The 21076-nt window shown below is 68.6% G+C and carries 14 protein-coding genes and 2 pseudogenes; 13 read left to right on the top strand and 3 right to left on the bottom strand.

Annotated elements, in window-relative coordinates; translation table 11 throughout:
* Positions 1–164 precede the first annotated feature (164 nt).
* The 4 genes and pseudogenes from ACZ4MF_RS30050 to ACZ4MF_RS30035 all read left to right on the top strand — a co-directional run bounded on the left by ACZ4MF_RS30050 (position 165) and on the right by ACZ4MF_RS30035 (position 4241).
* The gene (locus tag ACZ4MF_RS30050) at positions 165–2147 is read left to right on the top strand and encodes a glycoside hydrolase family 31 protein (protein WP_467494983.1); all 1983 of its coding nucleotides are present in this window, start codon (positions 165–167) and stop codon (positions 2145–2147) included.
* 531 nt (positions 2148–2678) lie between these two features.
* Positions 2679–2825 (top strand): annotated as a pseudogene (locus ACZ4MF_RS30045) (non-reducing end alpha-L-arabinofuranosidase family hydrolase); the annotation flags it as partial.
* 186 nt (positions 2826–3011) lie between these two features.
* Positions 3012–3656, top strand: coding sequence for a hypothetical protein (locus ACZ4MF_RS30040; protein WP_467494982.1), 645 nt, complete (start codon positions 3012–3014; stop codon positions 3654–3656).
* 15 nt (positions 3657–3671) lie between these two features.
* A complete protein-coding gene (locus tag ACZ4MF_RS30035) occupies positions 3672–4241 on the top strand; it encodes a hypothetical protein (RefSeq protein WP_467494981.1) in 570 nt (189 codons plus the stop codon).
* A 520-nt stretch (positions 4242–4761) separates the two neighbouring features.
* Here ACZ4MF_RS30035 and ACZ4MF_RS30030 read toward each other — a convergent pair.
* A complete protein-coding gene (locus ACZ4MF_RS30030; RefSeq protein ID WP_467494980.1) occupies positions 4762–5559 on the bottom strand; it encodes a FadR/GntR family transcriptional regulator in 798 nt (265 codons plus the stop codon).
* Positions 5560–5934: 375 nt separating this feature from the next.
* On the opposite strand from ACZ4MF_RS30030, the gene ACZ4MF_RS30025 reads away from it, so the two are divergent.
* From ACZ4MF_RS30025 to ACZ4MF_RS29985, 9 genes and pseudogenes are all read left to right on the top strand, one after another.
* The gene (locus ACZ4MF_RS30025) at positions 5935–7299 is read left to right on the top strand and encodes an ABC transporter substrate-binding protein (protein ID WP_467494979.1); all 1365 of its coding nucleotides are present in this window, start codon (positions 5935–5937) and stop codon (positions 7297–7299) included.
* Positions 7296–8210 carry a carbohydrate ABC transporter permease gene (locus ACZ4MF_RS30020; protein WP_467494978.1) on the top strand — a complete coding sequence of 305 codons (915 nt, stop codon included), beginning with the start codon at positions 7296–7298 and terminating at the stop codon, positions 8208–8210. The genes ACZ4MF_RS30025 and ACZ4MF_RS30020 overlap by 4 nt, the downstream gene beginning before the upstream one ends.
* A 55-nt stretch (positions 8211–8265) precedes the next feature.
* Positions 8266–9171: a carbohydrate ABC transporter permease gene (locus ACZ4MF_RS30015; protein ID WP_467494977.1), complete on the top strand. Its 906-nt coding sequence runs from the start codon at positions 8266–8268 to the stop codon at positions 9169–9171.
* Positions 9172–9237: 66 nt separating this feature from the next.
* Positions 9238–11220, top strand: coding sequence for a DUF8034 domain-containing protein (locus ACZ4MF_RS30010; protein ID WP_467494976.1), 1983 nt, complete (start codon positions 9238–9240; stop codon positions 11218–11220).
* Positions 11220–11567, top strand: coding sequence for an L-rhamnose mutarotase (locus ACZ4MF_RS30005; protein ID WP_467494975.1), 348 nt, complete (start codon positions 11220–11222; stop codon positions 11565–11567). The genes ACZ4MF_RS30010 and ACZ4MF_RS30005 overlap by 1 nt, the downstream gene beginning before the upstream one ends.
* Positions 11568–11592: 25 nt before the next feature.
* Entirely contained in the window at positions 11593–12483 is an 891-nt protein-coding gene (locus ACZ4MF_RS30000) for an amidohydrolase family protein (protein ID WP_467494974.1), read from the top strand.
* Positions 12484–12636: 153 nt separating this feature from the next.
* Positions 12637–15702, top strand: coding sequence for an RICIN domain-containing protein (locus ACZ4MF_RS29995; protein WP_467494973.1), 3066 nt, complete (start codon positions 12637–12639; stop codon positions 15700–15702).
* 21 nt (positions 15703–15723) lie between these two features.
* Positions 15724–16608: pseudogene (locus ACZ4MF_RS29990) on the top strand (glycoside hydrolase 43 family protein); the annotation flags it as partial.
* A 163-nt stretch (positions 16609–16771) separates the two neighbouring features.
* Entirely contained in the window at positions 16772–17776 is a 1005-nt protein-coding gene (locus ACZ4MF_RS29985) for an RICIN domain-containing protein (protein ID WP_467494972.1), read from the top strand.
* 63 nt (positions 17777–17839) lie between these two features.
* On the opposite strand, the gene ACZ4MF_RS29980 is transcribed toward ACZ4MF_RS29985, so the two are convergent.
* Together ACZ4MF_RS29980 and ACZ4MF_RS29975 are read right to left on the bottom strand one after the other, a co-directional pair.
* The gene (locus tag ACZ4MF_RS29980; protein WP_467494971.1) at positions 17840–19396 is read right to left on the bottom strand and encodes an alpha-L-arabinofuranosidase B; all 1557 of its coding nucleotides are present in this window, start codon (positions 19394–19396) and stop codon (positions 17840–17842) included.
* A gap of 120 nt (positions 19397–19516) precedes the next feature.
* Complete coding sequence (locus ACZ4MF_RS29975) at positions 19517–21076, bottom strand: alpha-L-arabinofuranosidase B (protein ID WP_467494970.1); 1560 nt, start codon at positions 21074–21076, stop codon at positions 19517–19519.

Below are 21076 nucleotides of genomic sequence, written 5' to 3'. Positions count from 1 at the left end.
CGTTCTGCCGCCGAATGCCCGCCGACTCCGTCGCCCGGCTCCGGGCGCTGGGACAGACAGCCTTGGATCCGGGTCGTTGCTCCTGCCGTGAAGAACGCAGACGGCGTCGGTGATCGGCGACCGGCCGTACTCACCCGCCACTTGAGAAGAACAGAGGAAACACCTTGTCCTACAGCATTGTCGCGGGCGGTCTGGAGCGGCACAGCGTCGCAGAGATCCTCCGCATCGAGCCCTGGGGGCCGGACGCCGTCCGGGTGCGGGCCTCGTCCGGGACCATCGACCCCGCCGCCCCCGGTGCGCTGGAGAACCCCGCGCCCTGCCCGCACGCCGACCTGTCCGTATCGGACGACGGCTGTGCCCGCCTGGTCAACGGCCTCGTCGCTGTCGAGGCGTCGGCGGACGGCCGGCTGAGGTTCTGCCACGCCGTCTCGGGCCGCGAACTCCTCGCCGAGAGGAGCCCGTACGCGCATCACACCGGCTCTCGCGTCCACGCGGCGGGCGGCCGGACAGAACAGTCCTTCGAGGCCTGCGACGGTGAACGGCTGCACGGCCTGGGGCAGCATCTGCACGGGCGCCTGGACCAGAAGGGCTGTGTGATCGACCTCGTCCAGGCCAACACCGTGGCGGCCATCCCCTTTCTGCACTCCTCGCGCGGCTACGGACTGCTGTGGAACAACCCCGCCACGGGCCGTGTCGAACTGGGTGCCGACGCCACCCGGTGGACCGGCGACGCCGGCGGGCGCATCGACTACTGGATCACCGCCGGCGACACCCCGGCCCAGATCCTGGACTCCTACACCCGGGCCACCGGACGCCCGCCCCTCCTGCCCGAGTGGGCGTCCGGATTCTGGCAGTCGAAGCTGCGCTACCGCACCCAGGACGAACTCCTGGCGGTGGCACGGGAGTACAGGCAGCGGGGACTGCCGCTGTCCGTCATCGTCTGCGACTTCTTCCACTGGTCCAGGATGGGAGACTGGCGATTCGAGGAGAGCGAGTGGCCCGACCCCGCCGCCATGGTCGACGAGCTGACGGACCTCGGGGTGAAACTCGCCGTCTCGGTGTGGCCCACCGTCGAGCCCGGCAGTGACACGTACGACGAACTGCGCTCGGCCGGACACCTCGTCCGGGACGCCGACGGCGGCCTGCTCACCTTCCCGTGGCCGTCCCGGTACGGCGGAGATGCGCTGATACGCCCGATGGCGTACTACGACGCCACTCACCCCGGAGCACGCGCCGCGCTGTGGCAGCGGCTGAACGACAACTACCGTTCGAGGGGCGTGGCGTGCTTCTGGCTGGACGCCTGCGAGCCCGACCTGCCGCGCGATCACTCCGACCGCGCCGTCTACACCGCCGGGCCGGCCGCCGTGGCCGCGAACCTCTACCCCCTGCTGCACGCCCGCGCGGTCGCCGACGGCCTGGGCGCGGCGGGCGAGGACCGGCCCCTGTCGCTGATCCGCTCCGCGTGGGCGGGCAGCCAGCGGTACGGGGCCCTGCTGTGGTCCGGCGACATCCCCACCACCTTCGACTCCCTCGCGCGCCAGATCAGGGCCGGCCTGAACGTCGCGATGAGCGGCATCCCCTGGTGGAACACCGACATCGGCGGCTTCTTCGGCGGCAACCCGGACGACCCCGCGTACCGCGAACTGCTGATCCGGTGGTTCCAGTACGGCACCTTCAGCCCCGTCATGCGGCTGCACGGGGACAGGCAGCCCAACCACCCCGCCTTCTCCACGGACATGACCGGCGGGCCGAACGAGGTCTGGTCGTACGGGAAGGAGGCGTACGGCATCCTCCGTGACCACCTGTTGCTGCGCGAGCGCCTGCGCCCGTACCTGCGGCGGCTGTCCGAGGACGCCCACCGCACCGGCGCCCCGCCGATGCGCCCCCTGTTCTTCGACTTCCCCGAGGACGCGCGCGCCTGGGAGGTGGACGACCAGTTCCTGCTCGGCCCGGACGTGTTGGTGGCACCCGTGTACGAGGCGGGCGCCCGGGCCCGCCGGGTGTACCTGCCGTCCGGCGCCCGCTGGCTCGACCCGGTCACCGGAGACGTCGTGGAGGGCGGAACGACGCTCGACGCGCAGGCCCCACTGGAACGCATCCCCGTCTTCGTACGGCAAGGGGCCGACGTCGCAGCCCGGCTCGGCTGACCTCCCGCACGCCCTTGTCACCTCGACTCTGACCGCCTACTCGCGCCCGTGCGACGCGGGGCCGGCCTGCCGCCGGTCACCGAGTCCCACGACAACTGGGAGAGCTCGGGGCTCGAAGGCCACACCGTCGGGCACGCGCCGTCGGGCGTAAGACACCGAATTCGGCTCGCGAATCATGTGAGAGGTGTTGACGCTGTTCACCGAATCCCTATCGAGCACTTTGCTCGATTCCTCGGCCGTTGTTGGAATGGCGAACACGGGAGGGCCGCATCCCATCGAGGTCCGCACAGTCTCCGACGGGGCCGAACCGGAAACCCGCTCAGTCAAGGAATACGAGGTCCCCATGCGCAGACGTAGTTCCCGCCGCAGACATCTTTCTGTGGTGCTCGTCGCCGTGGCCGCGACCCTGGTCTGGTGGCGCCGGCCAGGCCGACGGCACGTACCCGCAGATCTCGGACTGCACGGGGCGGGACCAACCAGCAGTGGACGTTGACGGACGGCAACCAGCTGACCGTGTACGGCAACAAGTGACCCTTCGTCCACCGCACCTCAAGCGACCCCATCGACCCCAACGGCTGGTCCGCGCCGCAGCCGCTGTTCACCGGCAGCGTCCCGGGCTCCGCCCCGATCGACCAGACCCTGATCGCTGACGGTCAGAACATGTACCTGTTCGAGGCCATGTCCGCTGTGGCAACACCCCGGAATAAGCCCTACCTCTGGCCTGAATCAGTCAACCATGGGAGAGCTGGGGAACATGTGCCGCTATGGGTCGTAGTGTCGGCCTGTCTGCTGTGGGACACCGGGTAACTGACCCGGGAAGAGATCTCGCGGCGGTTACAGGGGGAAACAGCAATGAAGCGTGCCATGTTCACACGCGCACTCGTCGCAGTGCTTGCGGCGTCCGCGCTCACGGGTGCCGGTATCGGCACCGCCGAGGCAGTCCCGTCCGCCCATCGCGTCGGACCTGCAGGGCTGCGAGTTCACGCGGGTCACACACCGGTGCACGCGCCGCCCAGGGGCGCGAAGGTCGTCAAGATGCGGGTGACCGGGGTGAACGCGAAGCTCGCGAAAGCCCACGGCTTCAAGGTCGTCACCGCACCCGATGGCAGCCAGCACACGGTACCGACGCCCAAGGCGATCAACCCCGACGGAAGTCCGTACCGCGCGAAGGTCCACCCCGACGACGTCGTCGAAGGGGACTGCGGCGACTCGTACATCTGGGTGCATCCGGTCGGCGGCTACAACATGGAGATCCAGACGGGGTTCGATCTCGACGAAGACGCGGTCGCCTACCACTGGCAGGCGAGCAGGTCCGACGACTACGGTTCGGACACCTACTCGTGGGGCGGCGGGCTGGCATTCGACTCGTCCTGGGAGGGCGAGTGGGACGCGAACGCCGGCGGACCCGGCTGGGAGACCGCGGGAGTCTCTCCCTCCAGCGACGCGCTCCTGTGGGACGGCGACATCTGCTCAAGCGGCGGCCCCACCGACAGCGCAGAGATCGTCTGACACAGAGGAAGACTCATGGGATCGGTGTCGAGCGCGCCGTGGCAAGTGGCCCTGGGGTACTCCTACCACTTGGCCGCTGCGCTGGCAGTCCGCGACGCGCTCGGCATCCGTGACCCGCTGGGCCTACCGGCAGTCGTGGCGCGGCCGAGCCTGGCGATCGATTCAACTGTGCACAGTGACAGAGGCGTTGGCGCCGAGTGGCTACGGTGGTGGGAACGCGCACTGGCAGCCTCGGAGCAGGACGAATCGGCGGTTCCCTTGTCTCCGGGCGGCCTGTTGGGCCGCATCGTCGAGGACAACCGTGATGTCGTCCGCCTGTGGAGCGCCGAACGCAAACGCGAAGTCGCGAACGCAAGCCGTCCGGGGCGTGGTGCTCCGCGCATGAGGGATGCCGTGCGCGAGTACGAGAGGGCCACCGGTACCCGCCTCGGCGGATTCCGGCTCAAGGTGACCGCGCTGCCCATCACCGGCACCCTGTTCCTCCCCATCAGCGGAAACCGCATCCTCATCAGCGCTGAACTGCTTCGGCACCGCGAGGAATACATCAGGCGCGTCATCGCGCATGTGGCGGCGAAAGGCATCTGAATCATCCTCCTCAGCGGGATCGCGGACGAGGAGTCGCCGAGGGGCCCCGGCACCCCCCTGACCCGGGGGGCCAGGGCCATCACTGTGACCGTGATGACGAGCGCGCAGCGGCGAACGCGTTCGTGACGCCCCTGCGGACCAGTCGCGGCAGCACGGCCGATCATCATGTCGCAGCGATCGCCGACCGTGGGAGAGCACAGGCGCAAGCGACCGCGGTCGCCGAACCGCACACCGACTCCCACCAGGGCGGACAGGTTTTCGGCAAGGGCACCGCCCCGGCAGGGCAACCGCCCATGGTCAGGACACGACGGAGCGCTGGGGCACGGTGCCCCCGTCGGTATGTGCTCACCGGCCGGTCAGCTCTGCGGTGGAATCCGGGAGCTGCCGCACGGACCGCGGTGATCCCCGTGCGGGTCCGTGCAGCGGGGACGACCGGGGACAGGGACTCACTCGCTGCACTGCCGGACCACGCGGTCCGTCGTTCAGGATCCAGCCGGTCAGGTGGGAACCGAACCCGACGCTAGCCGAACAGGCGCCGCTGGATCTCCCGCCGGTAGTCCTCGAGTGTCCTGTCGAGATGTGTCGCCGTAGCCTCGGCCGCCTCCTCGGGCCGACCGTCGCGAATGGCCCGGTAGATCACCTCGTGCTCCACGACCGCGGACTCGGTGCCATCGCCGAACATGTCATGGATCCCGATCGCGCTGGACTGCCGCTGCAGGCGTCGCGCGTCCCGCACGGCGCTGACGAGGAAGGCGTTGTGCGAGGCCGCAGCCACGGCCTCGTGGAAGTCGTCGTCCGCCTGGTTGAACTCGTCGACCTGACCGTGGGCGAATCCGTGCCGGCACTGCTGCACGGCCACCTCGATGGTCCGCAGCTCGGCGGGCGTGGCACGAGTGGCGGCCAGACTGCTCGCGGCCATCTCCTGAACCCTGCGGAACTCGAACAGCATAAGTACATGATCGAGGTCGACGGGGCGGAAGAAGCCACCCCAGCGGCTGGTGATGAGCATGCCCTCGTCGTCGGCGACGAACAGTCCGCGCCCCTTGTGCGCCCGGACCCGGCCGAGCGCCGAAAGGATTTTCACGGCCTCCCGCACCACCGCTCTGCTGGTGTTCAGCCTCTGGGCCAGATCGTTCTCCGTGGGCATCCGATCGCCCGCCGCCAGCCGGGACTCGGCGATGAACTCGAGGATCCGCTCCGCCACGACTTCGTAGCCGGGACGGTAGTCACGCTGCTCGTCCGAGCCGTTCACCGCTGCTGCCGCGGCGGGAGAGGCCTGCGCCGACAGGGCGGCTTCGGTCGCGGGCGTGTCGTTCATCTGTCCTGCCTTCGGGATGACTGCTGCGAGGGCGGTTGATCGCTGTGGAGCCGCGCTCATTCTACCGCAGCTCAATAATGAGTAGTACTCATTACGGGAAGATCCGCGCCGTAGAGTTGTAGTCGCGATAGCCGCAATAAGGCATGTATCGGGCTTAATTTCTGGCATATGCGGAGACAGGGTCGTGGATCAGGGAGAAGAATGCGGCACACACCTTGACTGGTCTCACTATAGGGCGCCTAATCTCTTCCGCGACGGCAAGCGGGCCCGGCCGTCCGCGGTCCCCGGCGCCGACCCGTATGGCCTGGCGTCGCCCCATCCTCGCGCCACCTGCCCATCTGCTCGGGGCGCCCTGTGAAACCAGTGGAGTCGCACATGACCGTCAACAAGCCTTCGTCCGGCCGGGAGAGGGGATCCAGCAGGAGCCGTGCGGTGCTGCTGGCCTGCTGCGCGGCCACCGCGACGCTGACCCTGACCGCCTGCGCCGGCGGTGGCGCCACAGGCACGACGGAAAAGGACGGCTTTGCTCAGGCGCCGCAGAAGGACGGTGCGCTGACCGTCTGGGTGGACGCGACCCGTGTGGCGGCCGCGAAGCTGTACCAGAAGCAGCACCCGGACGTGAAGATGGACATCGTCACCTACGACGGCGACGCCAACGGCTCCAACTACCTCCAGACCAAGGTCCAGCTCTTCAACCGCACCGGCAAGGGCTGGCCGGACGTGGTCTTCAGCTCCCAGAACAACGAGGTGACCTGGGCCGTCGACGTGGGCTTCGCCGCGCCGCTCAACAAGGGCCTGATCGCCTCCACGGCCCTGGCCAACTTCGCCGACGGCGCCAACGACGTCTGCACCGTCAACGGCACCGTCTACTGCCTGCGCAACGACCTCTCCCAGGCAGTGCTCTGGTACAACGCGCCGCTGCTGAAGAAGTTCGGCTACACGGTGCCCACGACATGGGAGGAGTACCAGCAGCTCGGCGAGAAGGCGGCCAAGGAGCACCCCGGCTACCTGGTGGGCGACGCGGGGGACGCCTTCACACCCGAGATCTACCTGTGGGCGGGCAAGTGCGCCGCCAACCACATCACCGGCCCCAAGTCCGTCTCGGTCAACACCACCAGCGAGGCCTGCACCAGGATGGCCAAGCTGATGGACGTACTGATCAAGAACAAGTCCATGTCCGTCAGCGGGGTCTTCAGCACCGACTTCGGCAAGAACAAGGCCGACAAGGTCCTGCTCATGCCGGGCCCCGCCTGGTACGGCGGCGCGCTGTTCGAGGGCACCTTCAAGACCCCGGCCAAGCAGATCGCGGCGGCGCCCATCCCCCAGTGGAAGGGCGAGACCTCGCCGTCCACCGGCAACGTGGGCGGCGGCACCTGGCTGCTGTCCCAGCACTCCGCGCACATCAAGGCCGCCACCGACTTCCTGAAGTGGGTCACCACCGACACCGCCTACCAGGGCGAGAAGGCACCGGGCTTCCCCGCGTACGCGCCGGCAGCCGAGGTATGGCTGAAGGGGCAGAACGCCTCCGGATACTTCGCCAGTGACCTGAGCGCCCTCAAGACCGCGTCCTCCCAAGTCTGGTCGGGCTGGGGCTCGGGCCAGTTCAGCCAGGAGGCGATCTGGGCCGCCACCGTCAAGCCCGGCCTGACCCAGGGCAGGACCGTCGTCTCGATGCTTGCGACCTGGCAGGACTCCATCGTCAAGTACGCCGAGTCCAACGGATACAAGGTCTCCCAGTGACCCTCACCCACTCCCCGGCAGGCTCTGCCACGCGGCGCCGTCGCGGCGCCGCCCGGCAGAGCCGGGCCGGTATGGCCTTCGTCGCCGCCTACGTGCTCCTGCTGGTCGTCTTCGGCGTCCTTCCGACCGCCTACGCGGTCTACTTCGCCTTCACCGACGCCGGGGGCACGGTCACCGGCTTCGCCAACTTCGTCACCACGGCGCAGGACTTCCGCTTCCTGGACGCCGTGAGCCATGTCGCCGTCTACCTCGCCTTCTGGCTCCTGTCCCTGGTGGTGTTCGTGGTGGCCCTGGCGCTGCTGCTGCATCGCCTGGCCTCGGGTTCCGCCGGCAAGGCGCTGCGCTTCCTGTACTACATCCCAGGAGCGCTCGCCGGTGCCGCGAGTGTGCTGGTGTGGCTGTTCATGCTCGACCCGACGGTGAGCCCGGTCAGCGCGCTGCTGGGCGCCCTCGGTCTCGACACCTTCGGCGAGGTGATCGCGCCCGGCAACCTGCCCCTGCTGTTCACGATCATCGCGTTCTGGACCGGTGCGGGCGGCTGGATCGTCGTCATGTACGGCGCGCTCGACAACATCCCCACGGACGTCATGGAAGCCGCGCGCATCGACGGCGCGGGCGCCTGGCAGACCGCCTGGCACATACAGATCCCGATGCTCCGCAAGTGGATCGTGTACATGGTGATCCTGGCCTTCGCGGGCGGCGCCCAGCTCTTCGTGGAGCCGCAGTTGCTGTCCCTCGCCAGCGTGGGCGTGGCCGGACGCGACTACTCGCTGAACCAGCTGACGTTCGACTTCGCCTTCCAGATGAACAACATCAACGGCGCCGCCGCGGTCTCGGTGGAGCTCCTGGTCGTCAGCGTGTCGGCCGCCGCCCTCTTCGTCGCACGGTCGGGGTTCTTCGATGCCGACTAAAACCCCTGGCAGCCGCGTCGCCGCCACACCGAGCCCGCAACGGGAGGCGCCCGTCATGAGTCCGTCCCACCCCCGGCCGCCGCACCACCGCCGACGTGTACGGCACCTGCCCTCCCGACTGCTGACCGGCTCCGTGCTGGCCGTGTTCCTGGCCTTCTTCGTGCTGCCGGTGCTGTGGCTCGCCCTCGCGGCGACCAAGACCGACCAGCAACTGGTCCACGGCAACCCGCTCTCCTTCGGCTCCTGGCACGCGCTGAAAGCCAACTGGGACAGGCTCACGGCGTTCCAGGACGACGCCATCATGCAGTGGCTGGGCAACTCCGCGCTCTACGCGGCGATCTCGCTGGTCATCACCCTTGCCGTCGCCGTTCCGGCGGGATACGCCCTGGCCATGACCGAGTTCCGCGGTCGGCACACCCTGCTGGTCGCGACGCTGGTCGTGATGCTCATGCCGAACGCCACGCTGGTGGTGCCGCTGTTCCTGGAGATCAACGCGGTGCATCTGATCGGCACCATGTGGTCGATCATCCTTCCGTACTCGTTCTACCCGTTCGGGGTGTATCTGACGTACATCTACTTCACCACCGCCGTACCGAAGGACCTGCTGGCGGCGGCCCGCGTGGACGGCTGTTCGGAGTTCCGCGTCTTCTGGCACATCGCGCTGCCGCTGGCGACGCCGGTCATCGCGCTCGTGGGCTTCTTCAGCTTCGTCGCCAACTGGACCAACTACTTCCTGCCGTACGTCATGCTCCCCGAGAGCAGTCAGATGCCCATCCAGGTGGGCGTCGGCACCCTGCTCAGCAACGTGCCGTCCTTCAATCCGGCCGTCGGCACCCTCGCGATCGAGCGCCCGCAGCTGGCTCTGGCGACACTCGTGGCCATCACTCCCGTGCTGATCGTCTTCCTCTTCGCCCAGCGCTTCCTGGTCAGCGGGATGCTCGCCGGCGCCACCAAGGAATAGCGGCCCGTCCCGGCCGTCGTCCCCGGCGTGCGCCGTCCCGCCGCCCGCCCCGAACGGAGTTCTCCCATGCCCTTCAGCTCTGCCGACCGCACCACGGCCGAGGACGCCCCCCGCGACCACCCGGTCGCGCCACCCGAGATCGAGGCGGGGGTGCCGCTGCTCGAACCACCCGGCTGGGCCGTGGCCCAGCGGTCCTTGTTCGACCTGCTCGACCACGCCTGGCGCCGCTTCGCCCGTGACTTCACCGGCCCCGACGGACGGCTGAAGTACACCGGCCCGCTGACCACCCGTGACGGTGTGGACGACTTCTACGAGGTGTTCTTCAACTGGCCCCAGCTGTACCTCCTCGGCGGCGCCGACGACCTGCTGCCCGCCAGCGAGAAGCACTGGGAGGGCGTGACCCGCCAGCTCACCGAACTCGGCATGCTGCACGACGAGTACGAGCGCGGCTACGACTGGTTCCACCAGGGCGAGAGCCTGCTCCTGCTCTACTTCCTGTGCATGGCCGCTCCCGAGCGTTGGTCCGAGCGCGCCCTGCGCTTCGCCGAGTTGTACGTCGACCCGGCCAAGGGCAACTACGACCCCGCCCACCGCGTCATCGCCCGCCCGCACAACGGCAGCGACCCCGACCGCACCGGCCTGTTCGACGGCGACGTCTATCCCTGGCTGCTCAAGGAAGCGGAGACCTACGGCTTCCCGCTCGACTGGATCCCCGAGGCGGACGGCGGCCCCTACCCGCTCTCCGCGGACCCGCGCCTCGGCACGCAGATGCGGGACCGGATGGGCGTCGGCGACACCGCGGTCAACCTCGCCGCGGCCGGGCTGGTCCTCAACGCCTGGATCCTGTCCGGCGAGGAGCGCTACCGCGAGTGGATCACCGAGTACGTGGGCGCGTGGCGGGAGCGCACCGAGGCGAACGGCGGTCTCGTCCCGGACAACGCCGGCCCGGACGGGGCCGTCGGCAGCCTGCTGGAGGGACGCTGGTACGGCGGCCACTACGGCTGGTCCTGGCCGCACGGCTGGCACAGCGTGGGCCACGCGGCCTGTGTGGCGGCGCTCGCGGCGGCCACGGTCACCGGGGACGACGACTACCTCTCCATGGTCGCGACCTCGCTCGACACCCTCATCGGTCACGCCAAGGTGATGCCCCACACCGAGGCGGACTCCAGCCTCCCCTCCAAGTGGGCGGTCGAACTCGGCCCCGACGTCCACACCCCCACACCGCACCTGCCGTTCCGCCACAACGACTCGGGCTGGTTCGACTACAACCCGGCCACCGCGCCCGTACCGGTGGCCCTGTGGCACCACACGGCCTCCGACACCGACCGCGCCCGGCTGGAGCGGCTGCGTGAGGCCGACGGCATCGACTGGCGCACCGTCCGGCCGTTCCGGGCCAAGGAGGAGTCCGGGCACGAGAAGGCGTGGTTCGCCTTCCTCGCCGGTGACGACCCCGGCTATCCCGAGCGGATCCTCGCCACCGCCCAGGCCCAGGTCCGCCACCGCCTGCGGCGCATCGACCGCTACCGCGACCTGGACGTGCCCGAGGCCGACATCCATGTGTGGCAGCAGTGCAACCCCGTCGTCACCGAGGCCCTCGTCCAGCTGACCTGGGGCGGCCCCCAGGTGCTGTACAACGGTGGTCTGCAGCAGGCCCGGCTGCGCTACCACGACGCCGAGGCCCGCCGTGCCGGCCTGCCCCCGGACGTGGCCGCGCTGGTCGCCTCCATCGACCCCGAGGCGACGACCGTCGAGCTGGTGAACCTCTCCCCTGGGGCCGAGCGCACGGTGATCGTCCAGGCGGGCGCCTTCGCCGAGCACACCGTCACCGCTGTCCGGTACACGACCTGCGCGCACGACGGCTGGATCGGCGACATGTACGACTACGGCCACCGCGAGCCCGTCGTAACCGAGACGGAGCAGGTCTGCGACAGCGCCTACCTGACGGTCCGGCTGCCCGCGTCCACCCGCATCCGACTCACCCTGCGCCTCCGGCTGCGTGCCAACACCCCCAGCTACCGGACGCCCTTCACCTCTCAGGAGGGTGCGTGATGAAACGCATCGCCCAGACCATCAGGCTCCGGCCCGAACGCCGCCGCGAGTACCTCGAACTCCACCGCGCCGTCCGGCCCGGCGTCGAGGCCGCCCTGCACCGGTCGAACATCGGCAACTACAGCATCTTCCTCCACGGCGATGTGCTGTTCGCCTACCTCGAGTACCACGGCGACGACTTCGAGGCCGACATGGCGGCACTCGAAGCCGACCCCGAAACCCAGGAGTGGTGGAAGCTCACCGACCCCTGCCAGCAGCCGTGGCCCGACCGGGGTGACGCGCGCCAGTGGACGGAACTCGCCGAGATCTGGCACCTGAGTCCGCCCGGCGACGACGCCACGGCCTGAACCGCCCGCACCGGACCGACCCGACTTGGACCCCCCAGTGACCTCCGATCTGCCCCTCGTCGACGCCCACCACCACCTGTGGGACCTCGACCAGCGTCCGCAACCCTGGCTCGACGACCCCGCCCTGACAACGATCCGCCGCACCTTCACCCCCGACGACCTGCGTACCACCGCCACCGGGACCGTCGCGGGCCGCCGTCTGCACAGCACGGTGGCCGTGCAGTGCACACCGGACGTGCCCGAGACGGAGGACCTGCTCGCGCTCGCGGAGCGGGAACCACTGATCGGGGCCGTCGTCGGCTGGGCCGACCTGACGTCGCCGGCGATCGGCGAGGTGCTGGACCGACTGCTCGCCGGGCCGGGCGGGACACATCTGCGGTCCCTGCGTCATCTCGTCCAGGGCGAGACGGACCCGGACTGGCTGCAACACCCCGACGTCGAACGCGGGTTGGCGGCCGTGCGGGACCGCGGGCTCCGCTACGACGTGCTCGTCCGCAGCCACCAGCTCGGCCAGGCGATCCGGCTGGCCGAACGCTTCCCCGACCTGCCCCAGGTACTCGACCACGCAGGCAAGCCGCCGATCGCCGACGGTGACCTGGCCGAGTGGGAACGCCAGATGTCTCTGCTGGCCGCACACCCACACGTGGTCTGCAAGGTGTCGGGGCTGATCACCGAGGCGGACCACGAGAGCTGGACCACCGCAGACATCCGCCCGGTCTGGGACATCCTGCTCGCTGTCTTCGGCCCCGACCGCCTGATGTTCGGCTCCGACTGGCCGGTCGCGAACCTCGCGGGCGGCTGGAACCGCTGGGCCGCCACCGTGGACGAACTGCTCGGCGGCTGTTCCGCCACCGAGATCCAGGCGATCCTCGCCGGCACCGCGACCGCCTTCTACCGCCTTCCCGCCTGCAGCTGACCGTCGGCGCTTGTGCTGAAGACGGTGTCAACCGCACCGACAACACCCCCGGAGCCGCCGCATGAACGCATTCCCGACCGTTCGCAGCAGCAGGAGGGGCGGACGATGAAGCCCGTCACCTCCACCATCCGCACGGTGTCAGCAGTGCTTTCCATGGCTTTGTCCGCGGTGCTGCTGACATCCCTCACGACGCCGACCCCGGCCTCGGCCGCGACCCAGGCGGCCTACTACGTCGCCCCCGACGGCGACGACGCCAACGCCGGGACGATCACCGCGCCGTTCAGGACCCTGCAACACGCACGGGACGTCGTGCGCACGGTCAACCGCGACATGACCGGAGACATCAACGTCTATCTCCGCGGCGGCGACTACCCGGTGAGCAGCACCATCGACTTCACGCCGGCCGACTCCGGAACGAACGGCCACCGTGTCGTGTACGCCGCCTACCAGAACGAGAAGCCGGTGCTGAACGGAGGCGTTCAGGTGACCGGCTGGACACGGCACAGCGGGAACATCTGGAAGGCCACGCTCAACCGCGACATCAAGCTCCGCTCGCTCTACGTCAACGGCAAGCGCGCCAAGATGGCCTCCAAGACGATCAACTCGGCGGGATGCTACGGGTCCTACGCCGTTACGGCCGGCCAGGCTTCCTGGGCGTGGGAGTCGGGTGCGCAGTGCGACGGGGCCAAGTACAGCCTCTCCGATCTGCCCGCCGTCGCCTCCAACCAGGACGACGTGGAGATCCAGTCGACGACGACCTGGACCACGGCCATCGTGGGCGTCCGCCAGATCACCACGAGCTCGGACGGCGCCAACCGGGTGGCCCTGTTCCAGGAGCCGGGCGCGGCCATCGCCCAGGGACCGCCGAACGGCAACTTCAAGGCCGGCAGCGGCGGCCACACCGTCATGAACGCATACGAATTCCTGGATCAGCCCGGCGAGTTCTACTTCGACAAGACGAGCCACACGCTCTACTACTACAAGTCCGGCTCCGAGGACATGACGTCGGCGCAGGTCTTCGCGCCGAACAACGTGTCCACCCTCATCAAGATCGCCGGTACGTCCACGACCGACCACGCGCGGAACATCACGTTCTCCGGGCTCACGGTCGAGCACTCCGACTGGAACCTGGTCAACGTCGCGGGCTCCGTCTTCCGGCAGGGACAACAGGGCAACGCCGGCTCGACCGTGTACGCGAGGCAGAACTTCCACGCGTACACCTACCGCAACGTCGACCTGCCGCCTGGCATCATCCAGATCCAGAACGCCGACGGGATCGTCCTGCAGCGCAACAGGGTGCAGCACACCGGCGCGGACGGCATCAGCCTGGTCAACGACGTGACGAACTCGCAGTTGACCGGCAACGTCACGAACGACATAGCCGGATCGGCCATCACCGTGGGGCACCCACAGCACGTGTACATCGGGGACTACACCTCGACCAACCACGAGAAGTATCCGGTGGACGTCGAGGGTCTCTGCAAGAACATCTCGATCACGGACAACTACCTCTACGACAGTGCGGTGTTGTTCCAGGGGTCCAGCCCCGTGTCGGCGTACTTCACAGACACGCTGTCCGTGCAGCACAACCGGATCGAGAAGTCCCCGTGGGCGGGCATCACCCTCGGCTGGGGATGGTGGAACTTCGACGGTTCGGCGAACTCCATCAACCCCGGGACACCGACCACCACGGCGAAGAACAACACCATCAGCTACAACCAGATCGTCGACACGATGCAGGTGCTGGGCGACTCCGCTCCCATCTACGACCTGGGGAGCCAGCCGGGCACCGTGATCAGCAACAACTACATCCAGGGCGTGCCGGCCGGCCACAAGTACGGACTGCACCCCGATGAGGGGTCCGCCTACCTCAACTTCCACGACAACGTGCTCGACATCGACCCGGGCGTCGCCTACACCATCAACTCCGGTACATGGGGCCGCCAGCACGACCTCAGCATCACCAACACCTACAGCACGATCAACAAGATCTTCAGCAAGAGCGTCCCGAACAGCACCATCCAGGACGTACACGCGTACGCGGACGACGTGTGGCCGTCGCAGGCGTACGGCATCGCCGTGAACTCCGGTCTGGAGGACGCCTACAAGGACCTCGTCCCCCAGAGCGACCTGGGCCCGCAGGACTACGCCCTGCCCGCGAGCACCTTCACCGGCAAGGGCGTGTCGTCCATCCCCGTCCGCAGCCTCGGCGACGCGACGAAGACGCTCTGGCTGGCTCCCTCGGGTACGACGACGTTCGCCGCCGGCCCCACCATGACCGAGGCGTCCGGCACGGCGACGACCATCAGTGTCCCGCCGACGGTCGGCGACTACCGCCTCTACGTCGTGGACGCCCAGGGGAACGCGTCCGCCGCGTCAAAGTCCCTCGTACGGCAGCGATGGGCCTACGTCGACGACAAGGACTCGGGTCTGACCTACTCCTCCACCTGGTCGAACTGGAACGACTCCAAGGACTTCAACGGATCCGAGAGGTACACCAACAAGACCGGCGACTACATCCAGTACTCGTTCACCGGCTCGGGCGTCCGGTATCTCAGCATGAAGCAGCCGAACATGGGGAAGGTCGACGTCTACATCGACGGCACCCTGGCGCGGTCGGGCATCGACGCCTACGCCCCGACGGTGACGAAACAGGTGCCGCTGTTCGAGAAGACGGATCTCCCCGCGGGTCCGCACACCATCAAGGTCGTCTGCGACGGAACGAAGAACGCGGCCTCGTCCAACACCGTCTGCGCGCTGGACGCGTTCGCCTCCGTCCCCTTCCCCGCCAAGAACGCGTTCTACAAGGTCCTCAACAAGAGCAGCGGCAAGACGATCGACGTCTCGGGCGGATCGACGTCCGCCGGGGCGAACGTCATCCAGTGGAACGACACCGGAGCGCAGAACCAGGACTGGCGGTTCGTCGCGGTGGGTGACGGCAGCTACGAGATCGTCAACCAGAACAGCGGCCTGCCGCTGGACGTCACCAGCGCATCCACCGCGGACGGCGCGACCGTCATCCAGCAGGCCGACGACAACGCTGACAGCCAGCACTGGAAACTGACCGCTGCGGGAAACGGCTACTACAAGATCAAGAACGTGAACAGCGGCATGCTGCTCGCGGTGTCCGGCTCGTCGACGACAGCAGGCGCCCAGCTCGTGCAGACGACGGACACGAACGCCGCCGGCCAGCTGTGGCAAGCGGTGAACGTGGACTGATTCCCTCCGAGGACGGACATCGTGGACATCACCAGAAGACAGCTCGGCCGGCTCGCCGCGGTCGGCACCGGGGCCCTCCTGCTGCCGGGCCTGCTGCCCCCCGGCGCGGCGGCGGCAGCCACACCTTTCGCCGGTACGTGGGGCGATCAGGGCGACGGCACCTACGTCAACCCCGTCCTCCCGGGCGACTTCAGCGACTGGGACTGCATCCGGGTCGGCGCCGACTACTACGGCATCACCAGCACGTTCGGGTACTCGCCCGGCGTGGCCGTTCTGCACTCGAAGGACCTGGTCGACTGGCGGACACTGGGCGGCGCGGTGGGTGATCTCACCGGTATCGGACCAGCCCTGAACTGGGACCAGATGAACCGCTACGGCCGCGGTGTGTGGGCCGGGGCCATCCGCTACCACGCGGGCCGGTACTGGGTGTACTTCAACACCCCCGACGAGGGTTTCTTCATGACGTCGGCCCCCTCGCCGAGCGGGCCGTGGGATCCGCTGACGGCGGTGTGGCGGACCTCCGGCTGGGACGACCCGTGCCCCTTCTGGGACGACGACGGCCAGGGCTACCTGGTCACCACGCACTACGCGGACGGCTACAAGATCCACCTGTTCAAGCTGTCCGGGGACGGCAGGTCGCTGGTCGGCCCGTCCACGGTCATCCACCAGTCGCCGGGCAGCGAGGCCAACAAGCTGTACAAGATCAACGGCCTCTACTACCACCTGTACAGCGAGGTGAGGTCCGAGGGCCGGGTGCTGATGATGAACCGCGGTTCCAGCCTCACCGGCCCCTTCGAGACCCGGCAACTGGAGCACGTCAACACCTCGGTGGACCGCGAGCCCAACCAGGGCGGGCTGGTGCAGGCTCCGGACGGCACCTGGTACTTCGTGACCCACCACGGCCACGGCGACTGGGAGGGACGACCGCTGTCCCTGCTGCCCGTGACCTGGGTGGACGGCTGGCCGATCCTGGGCCAGGTGGGCGCGGACGGCATAGGCAGCATGGTGTGGACCGGCCAGGTACCCGCCGGCGGCACACCCGGCCTGCCCCTCGACGCACTGCCCCCCCGTGGTGACCAGCGACCTGTTCACCGACAGCCGCCTCAAGCCGCAGTGGGAGTGGTACTACCAACCGCGCGCGGATTACTGGTCGCTGACCGAACGCCCCGGCTGCCTCCGGCTGAAGGCGTTCGCACCGCTGGCGGCCGACAATCTGACCAAGGTGGGAAACACCCTCACCCAACGGGTGCTGCGCACGGCGGGCGGCGCGACGGTGACCGTCCGCCTCGAACTGGCCGGCCTCGCCGACGGCCAGCACGCAGGGCTGTGCCACTTCGCGGCCACCTACGCCGGACTGGGCGTCCGGCGCACCGGCACCACCACCACGATCGCGTACAACGTCGGCGGCAGCCTGACCTACGGTCCGGCGATCACCCAGAACGCCGTGTGGCTGCGCACCTCGTGGGATGTGAACGGGGTCAGCCGCTTCTCCTACAGCCTCGACGGCAGCGCGTTCACCTCGTTCGGCGGCACCTACCAGCTCACCTGGGGCGGTTACCGCGGTGACCGGGTCGGCCTCTACACCTACAACCCCAACGGCACCGGCTACGTCGACGTGGACTCGGTGCAGTACATTATCGCGCCCACCAGGGCCTACACATGCGTCAGCGTGCGCAGTGGCAAGGTCGCCGACGTCTCCGGCGCCTCGTTCGCGGACGGCGCCACCGTGCTGCAGTGGCCCGGCACCGGCAGACCGAACCAGCAATGGGCCTTCCAGTCCACAGCGGACGGCTACCACACCATCACCTGCCTGCGCAGCGGCAAGGTGCTCGACGTGGCAGGGTCCTCGCTGGCGGACGGCGCGCGCATCGTGCAGATGACCGCCGACGGCCGGGTGAGCCAGCAGTGGCAGCTGCGCCCGCAGAGCGGTGGCGAATTCGTCCTGGTCAACCGCAACAGCGGCAAGGTGCTCGACGTCAGCGGAGGCACTACGGCCGACGGCGCCGCGCTCATCCAGTACCGCGACACCGGCGGCTCCAACCAGCGGTGGACCTTCCACCGCGTCACCGGCTAGTCCCGCGCAGCCACCCGGCCGGACCGCCGGCCAGGCCGGGTGGCTGCGCGCGCCGGTTGCTCGTCAGCTCCAGGGAGATGCGGTGAGCCAACTGGTGTCCTGGGCCCACGACGACGTGGAGTCCCAGGCGTTGGAGCCGCCATTACTGGCTATGTAGGCCGTGAAGTTGTAGTGGCGGATGTACTTCGCCGGGAAGTTGACGGACCGGAAGGACTTGCCCACCCCGCTGTTGCCCGCGGTGGGGCAGAAGGTGGCGTCCTGCGCGAACGAGCTGCCGCCGTTGTCGGTGTTCAGGTAGAGCTGGTAGTCGAAGTGGCGCAGGAACCGGCCGGGGTTGTTGGCGGACTCGAAGGACAGGCAGGAGGTGTTGGCCAGGCCGGCGTGGACGATCCAGGTGGCGTCGGCCTTGTCGGTTGCCGAGCTGGAGGAGTTGATGTCGGAGATGACGACCTTGGTGTCGGCGTCGTCGTGGCGGAGGTAGTGCGTGCTGCAGCAGGGGGCGGTGGTGGCCTGCAGGGAGATCCGGGAGCCGGGCGTCAGTGAGCCGGTGCTGGTCGAACCGCTGCTGTAGCCGGCAGCGGTGATGTTGGCCTGCACGGCGTTCTCGGTGGCGTCCGAGGGGTAGCCGGAGGTCATGACGCCTTCGTAGAAGGTGCCTTGGGCGCCCTTGCTGTTGTCACCGCCGATGCCCAGGATGATCGCGCCTTCCTTGTGCATCGGGTTGTAGCCCGAGACGTTGGGGCGCACGCCACTGTAATAGGTGGACAGGCTGCCCGACTGCGCGTCGCCGCCGCGGATGGCCCACTGGTTCGGGCCGCCCTTGACGATGGCGGTCAGGAACCGGTTGTTGACGGTGGGGTCGCCCGTGTTGAGGTGCTGGTTCACGCCGGAGAACAGGCCGTTCTCCAGGTCGGCCATGACCCAGGGGCCGTTGCCGCTGCCGGAGCCCCAGATCTTGTTGTTGCCGAAGTAGATGGCCTCCATGTGGCCGTTGCCGGTGTCGTGGCTGTTGGTCTCGGCGTTGCCGTAGTCGAAGCAGCAGCCGCCGTTGAAGTGCGTGCCGTCGAAGATCGCGTACATGCCCTCGGGCTGGTCGCCGGTGGCGATGCCGTTGGTGTTGTTGTTGCGGTAGCCGGTGCCGGGGGCGACGTAGACGCCGTACGCCTCGTGCCCGCCGACGGTGACCGGCGCTTCGAAGGCGTTGGCGAGGTTGTCCGGCCCGCTTGCGGCTCCGCCCGCCGGTGCCTGGGTGAGGTTGTTGCCCTTGCCGGACTGGTCGTAGAGGACGGTGATGATGCAGCTGGTGCCCGCGCAGAAGGAGTCCTGCGCGGCGGCGTTGGCGTATCCGCCGGCGCTCAGCAGACCGATGTCCTTGGTCGCGTTGTCTGAGGCACGCTTGATCTGGTACAGCGGGCCGTTGTACGTCGCGTACAGGGCGCGGGTGGTGCTGTGTGCGGCAACGCAGGGAGTGCCGCCCGCCGCGTAGATGTCGCATGGCTGCTGGGTGGCCGCCTGCGAGGTCGTGGGCGTGGCGGTGAGCAGGCCGGCGGCGAGCGCGGCGGCGGCACCGGCCGAGAGGAGCGCGTGTCTGACGCTGCGTATCCACGGTGGCTTGATCATGAAATGCTCCTTCACGAGGTGGGTTGTGCGGTGAGGCGTCGAAGAACCCCGGTGTTCGGTTTTTCGGACACTGCTCGACTCTGCGAACAGAGTGGGGTGCGTCGACACGTTCGTTGTTCGTCAGCTCCAGGGGGCCGCGGCGAGCCAGCTGGTGTCCTGGGCCCACGACGACGTGGCGTCCCAGGCGTTGGGACCGCCGTTGCTTGCCACGTAGCCGGTGAATCGGTAGTGGCGGATGTACTTGGCCGGATAGTTGAAGGACTGCAGGGAGTAACCGGTGCCGCTGTTGCCCGGCTTGGGGCAGAAGGTGGCGTCGGCGGCGAACTGGCTGGTGCCGGCATTGGGCTGGAGATGGAGCTGGAACGCGTAGTGCCTGAGGTAACTGCCGGGTGTGTTGGCCGACTCGAAGGAGACGCAGCTGCTGTTGGCCAGGCCGGCGCGGACGATCCAGGTGGCGTCGCCCTTGTCGGTGACGGAACTGCTGGAGCTCACCGGCGCGATCACGACCTTGTCGTCGCTGGTGTCGCGCTGCAGGTAGTCGCTGGTGCAGCAGGAGGTGGTGGCCTGCAGCGACACCTTCGCGCCCGGGGTGAAGGGGTCGGTGGTGTCGGTGCTGTAGCCGGCCGCGGCGATGTTGGCCTGGACCGCGGCGTCGGTGGCGTCGGAGGGGTAGCCCTTGACCATGGCGCCCTCGTAGAAGGTGCCCGCGCTCGCGTTGCGGTTGGTCTGGCAGCAGTCGCCGCCACTGCCGAGGATGATGGCGCCCTGCTTGTGCATCGGGTTCCATCCGCTGGGCAGTGCGCCGCTGTAGAGCTGGGTCAGGCTCCCGGACTGGGCGTTTGCGCCCTTGAGGGCCACCTGGGTGGTGCCGTTGTTTTTGAGCATCGCGGTGACGAAGCGGCTGGTCTGGGAGACCTGGTCGGGGTTCCACGTCTTGCTGCCGCCGGAGAACAGGCCGTTCTCCAGGTCCGCCTGCACCCACGGCCCTGTCCCGCTGCAGCCGCCGAACCAGCATTCCGTGCCGAAGTTGATCGCGTCCATGGCGCCGTTGCCGTCGGCCTTGTGGTCGATCTCGGTGTTGCCGTAGTCGAAGCAGCAGCCGTTGTTGACGTGCGTGCCGCTGGTGACCATGTATGCGCCCTCGGGTGAGCTGCCCGTCGGCACGCCCCCGGTGGAGTCGTATGCGAAGTAGCTGTTGCCGGGGTTGATGTAGAGCGCGTACGCCTTCCGGCCGCCGACGCTGAGCGCTTCGGCCGTCGCGGTGGCCGCCGTGTCGGCGCCGCCGGTCCCGCCGGGTCCCTGGTAGACCAGGGTGTTGCCGCCGCCGGTCTGGTCGTAGACGCGGGTGATGGTGCAGGTGGTGCCCGCGCAGAAGGAGTCCTGCGCCGCGGCGTCGACGACACCTCCGGCGGACAGCACCCCGATGCTCTGCACCATGTTGTCCGACGCCCGCTGGACCTGATAGAGCGGACCGTTGTAGGAGGCGAACAGCGCGCGGGTGGTGCTGTGCGCCGCCGCGCACGGCGTGCCGCCCGCCGCGTAAATGTCGCAGGGCCCTTGTGCAGCGGCCTGCGAGGCGCCGCTGAAGGCGATCAGGCCGGTGAAGGCGAGCGCCACCGTGGCCAAGCAGACAACCACCCCTCGGCGCAGTTCTCGGAAGATGAGCAGCGCAGGCACCAT

It is taken from the genome of Streptomyces sp. NPDC025793 (genome assembly GCF_055558375.1).
Note: the sequence above shows the minus strand (reverse complement) of the source record. Positions and strands in the feature narration are given on the sequence as shown.

Excerpts from the sequence above, each read along its gene's own strand:
- ACZ4MF_RS30040 (WP_467494982.1), top strand. The coding sequence starts at position 3,012 with ATGTTCACACGCGCACTCGTCGCAGTGCTTGCGGCGTCCGCGCTCACG.
- ACZ4MF_RS30035 (WP_467494981.1), top strand. The coding sequence starts at position 3,672 with ATGGGATCGGTGTCGAGCGCGCCGTGGCAAGTGGCCCTGGGGTACTCC.
- ACZ4MF_RS30030 (WP_467494980.1), bottom strand. The coding sequence starts at position 5,559 with ATGAACGACACGCCCGCGACCGAAGCCGCCCTGTCGGCGCAGGCCTCT.
- ACZ4MF_RS30025 (WP_467494979.1), top strand. The coding sequence starts at position 5,935 with ATGACCGTCAACAAGCCTTCGTCCGGCCGGGAGAGGGGATCCAGCAGG.
- ACZ4MF_RS30015 (WP_467494977.1), top strand. The coding sequence starts at position 8,266 with ATGAGTCCGTCCCACCCCCGGCCGCCGCACCACCGCCGACGTGTACGG.
- ACZ4MF_RS30010 (WP_467494976.1), top strand. The coding sequence starts at position 9,238 with ATGCCCTTCAGCTCTGCCGACCGCACCACGGCCGAGGACGCCCCCCGC.
- ACZ4MF_RS30005 (WP_467494975.1), top strand. The coding sequence starts at position 11,220 with ATGAAACGCATCGCCCAGACCATCAGGCTCCGGCCCGAACGCCGCCGC.
- ACZ4MF_RS29995 (WP_467494973.1), top strand. The coding sequence starts at position 12,637 with ATGGCTTTGTCCGCGGTGCTGCTGACATCCCTCACGACGCCGACCCCG.
- ACZ4MF_RS29980 (WP_467494971.1), bottom strand. The coding sequence starts at position 19,396 with ATGATCAAGCCACCGTGGATACGCAGCGTCAGACACGCGCTCCTCTCG.
- ACZ4MF_RS29975 (WP_467494970.1), bottom strand. The coding sequence starts at position 21,076 with ATGGTGCCTGCGCTGCTCATCTTCCGAGAACTGCGCCGAGGGGTGGTT.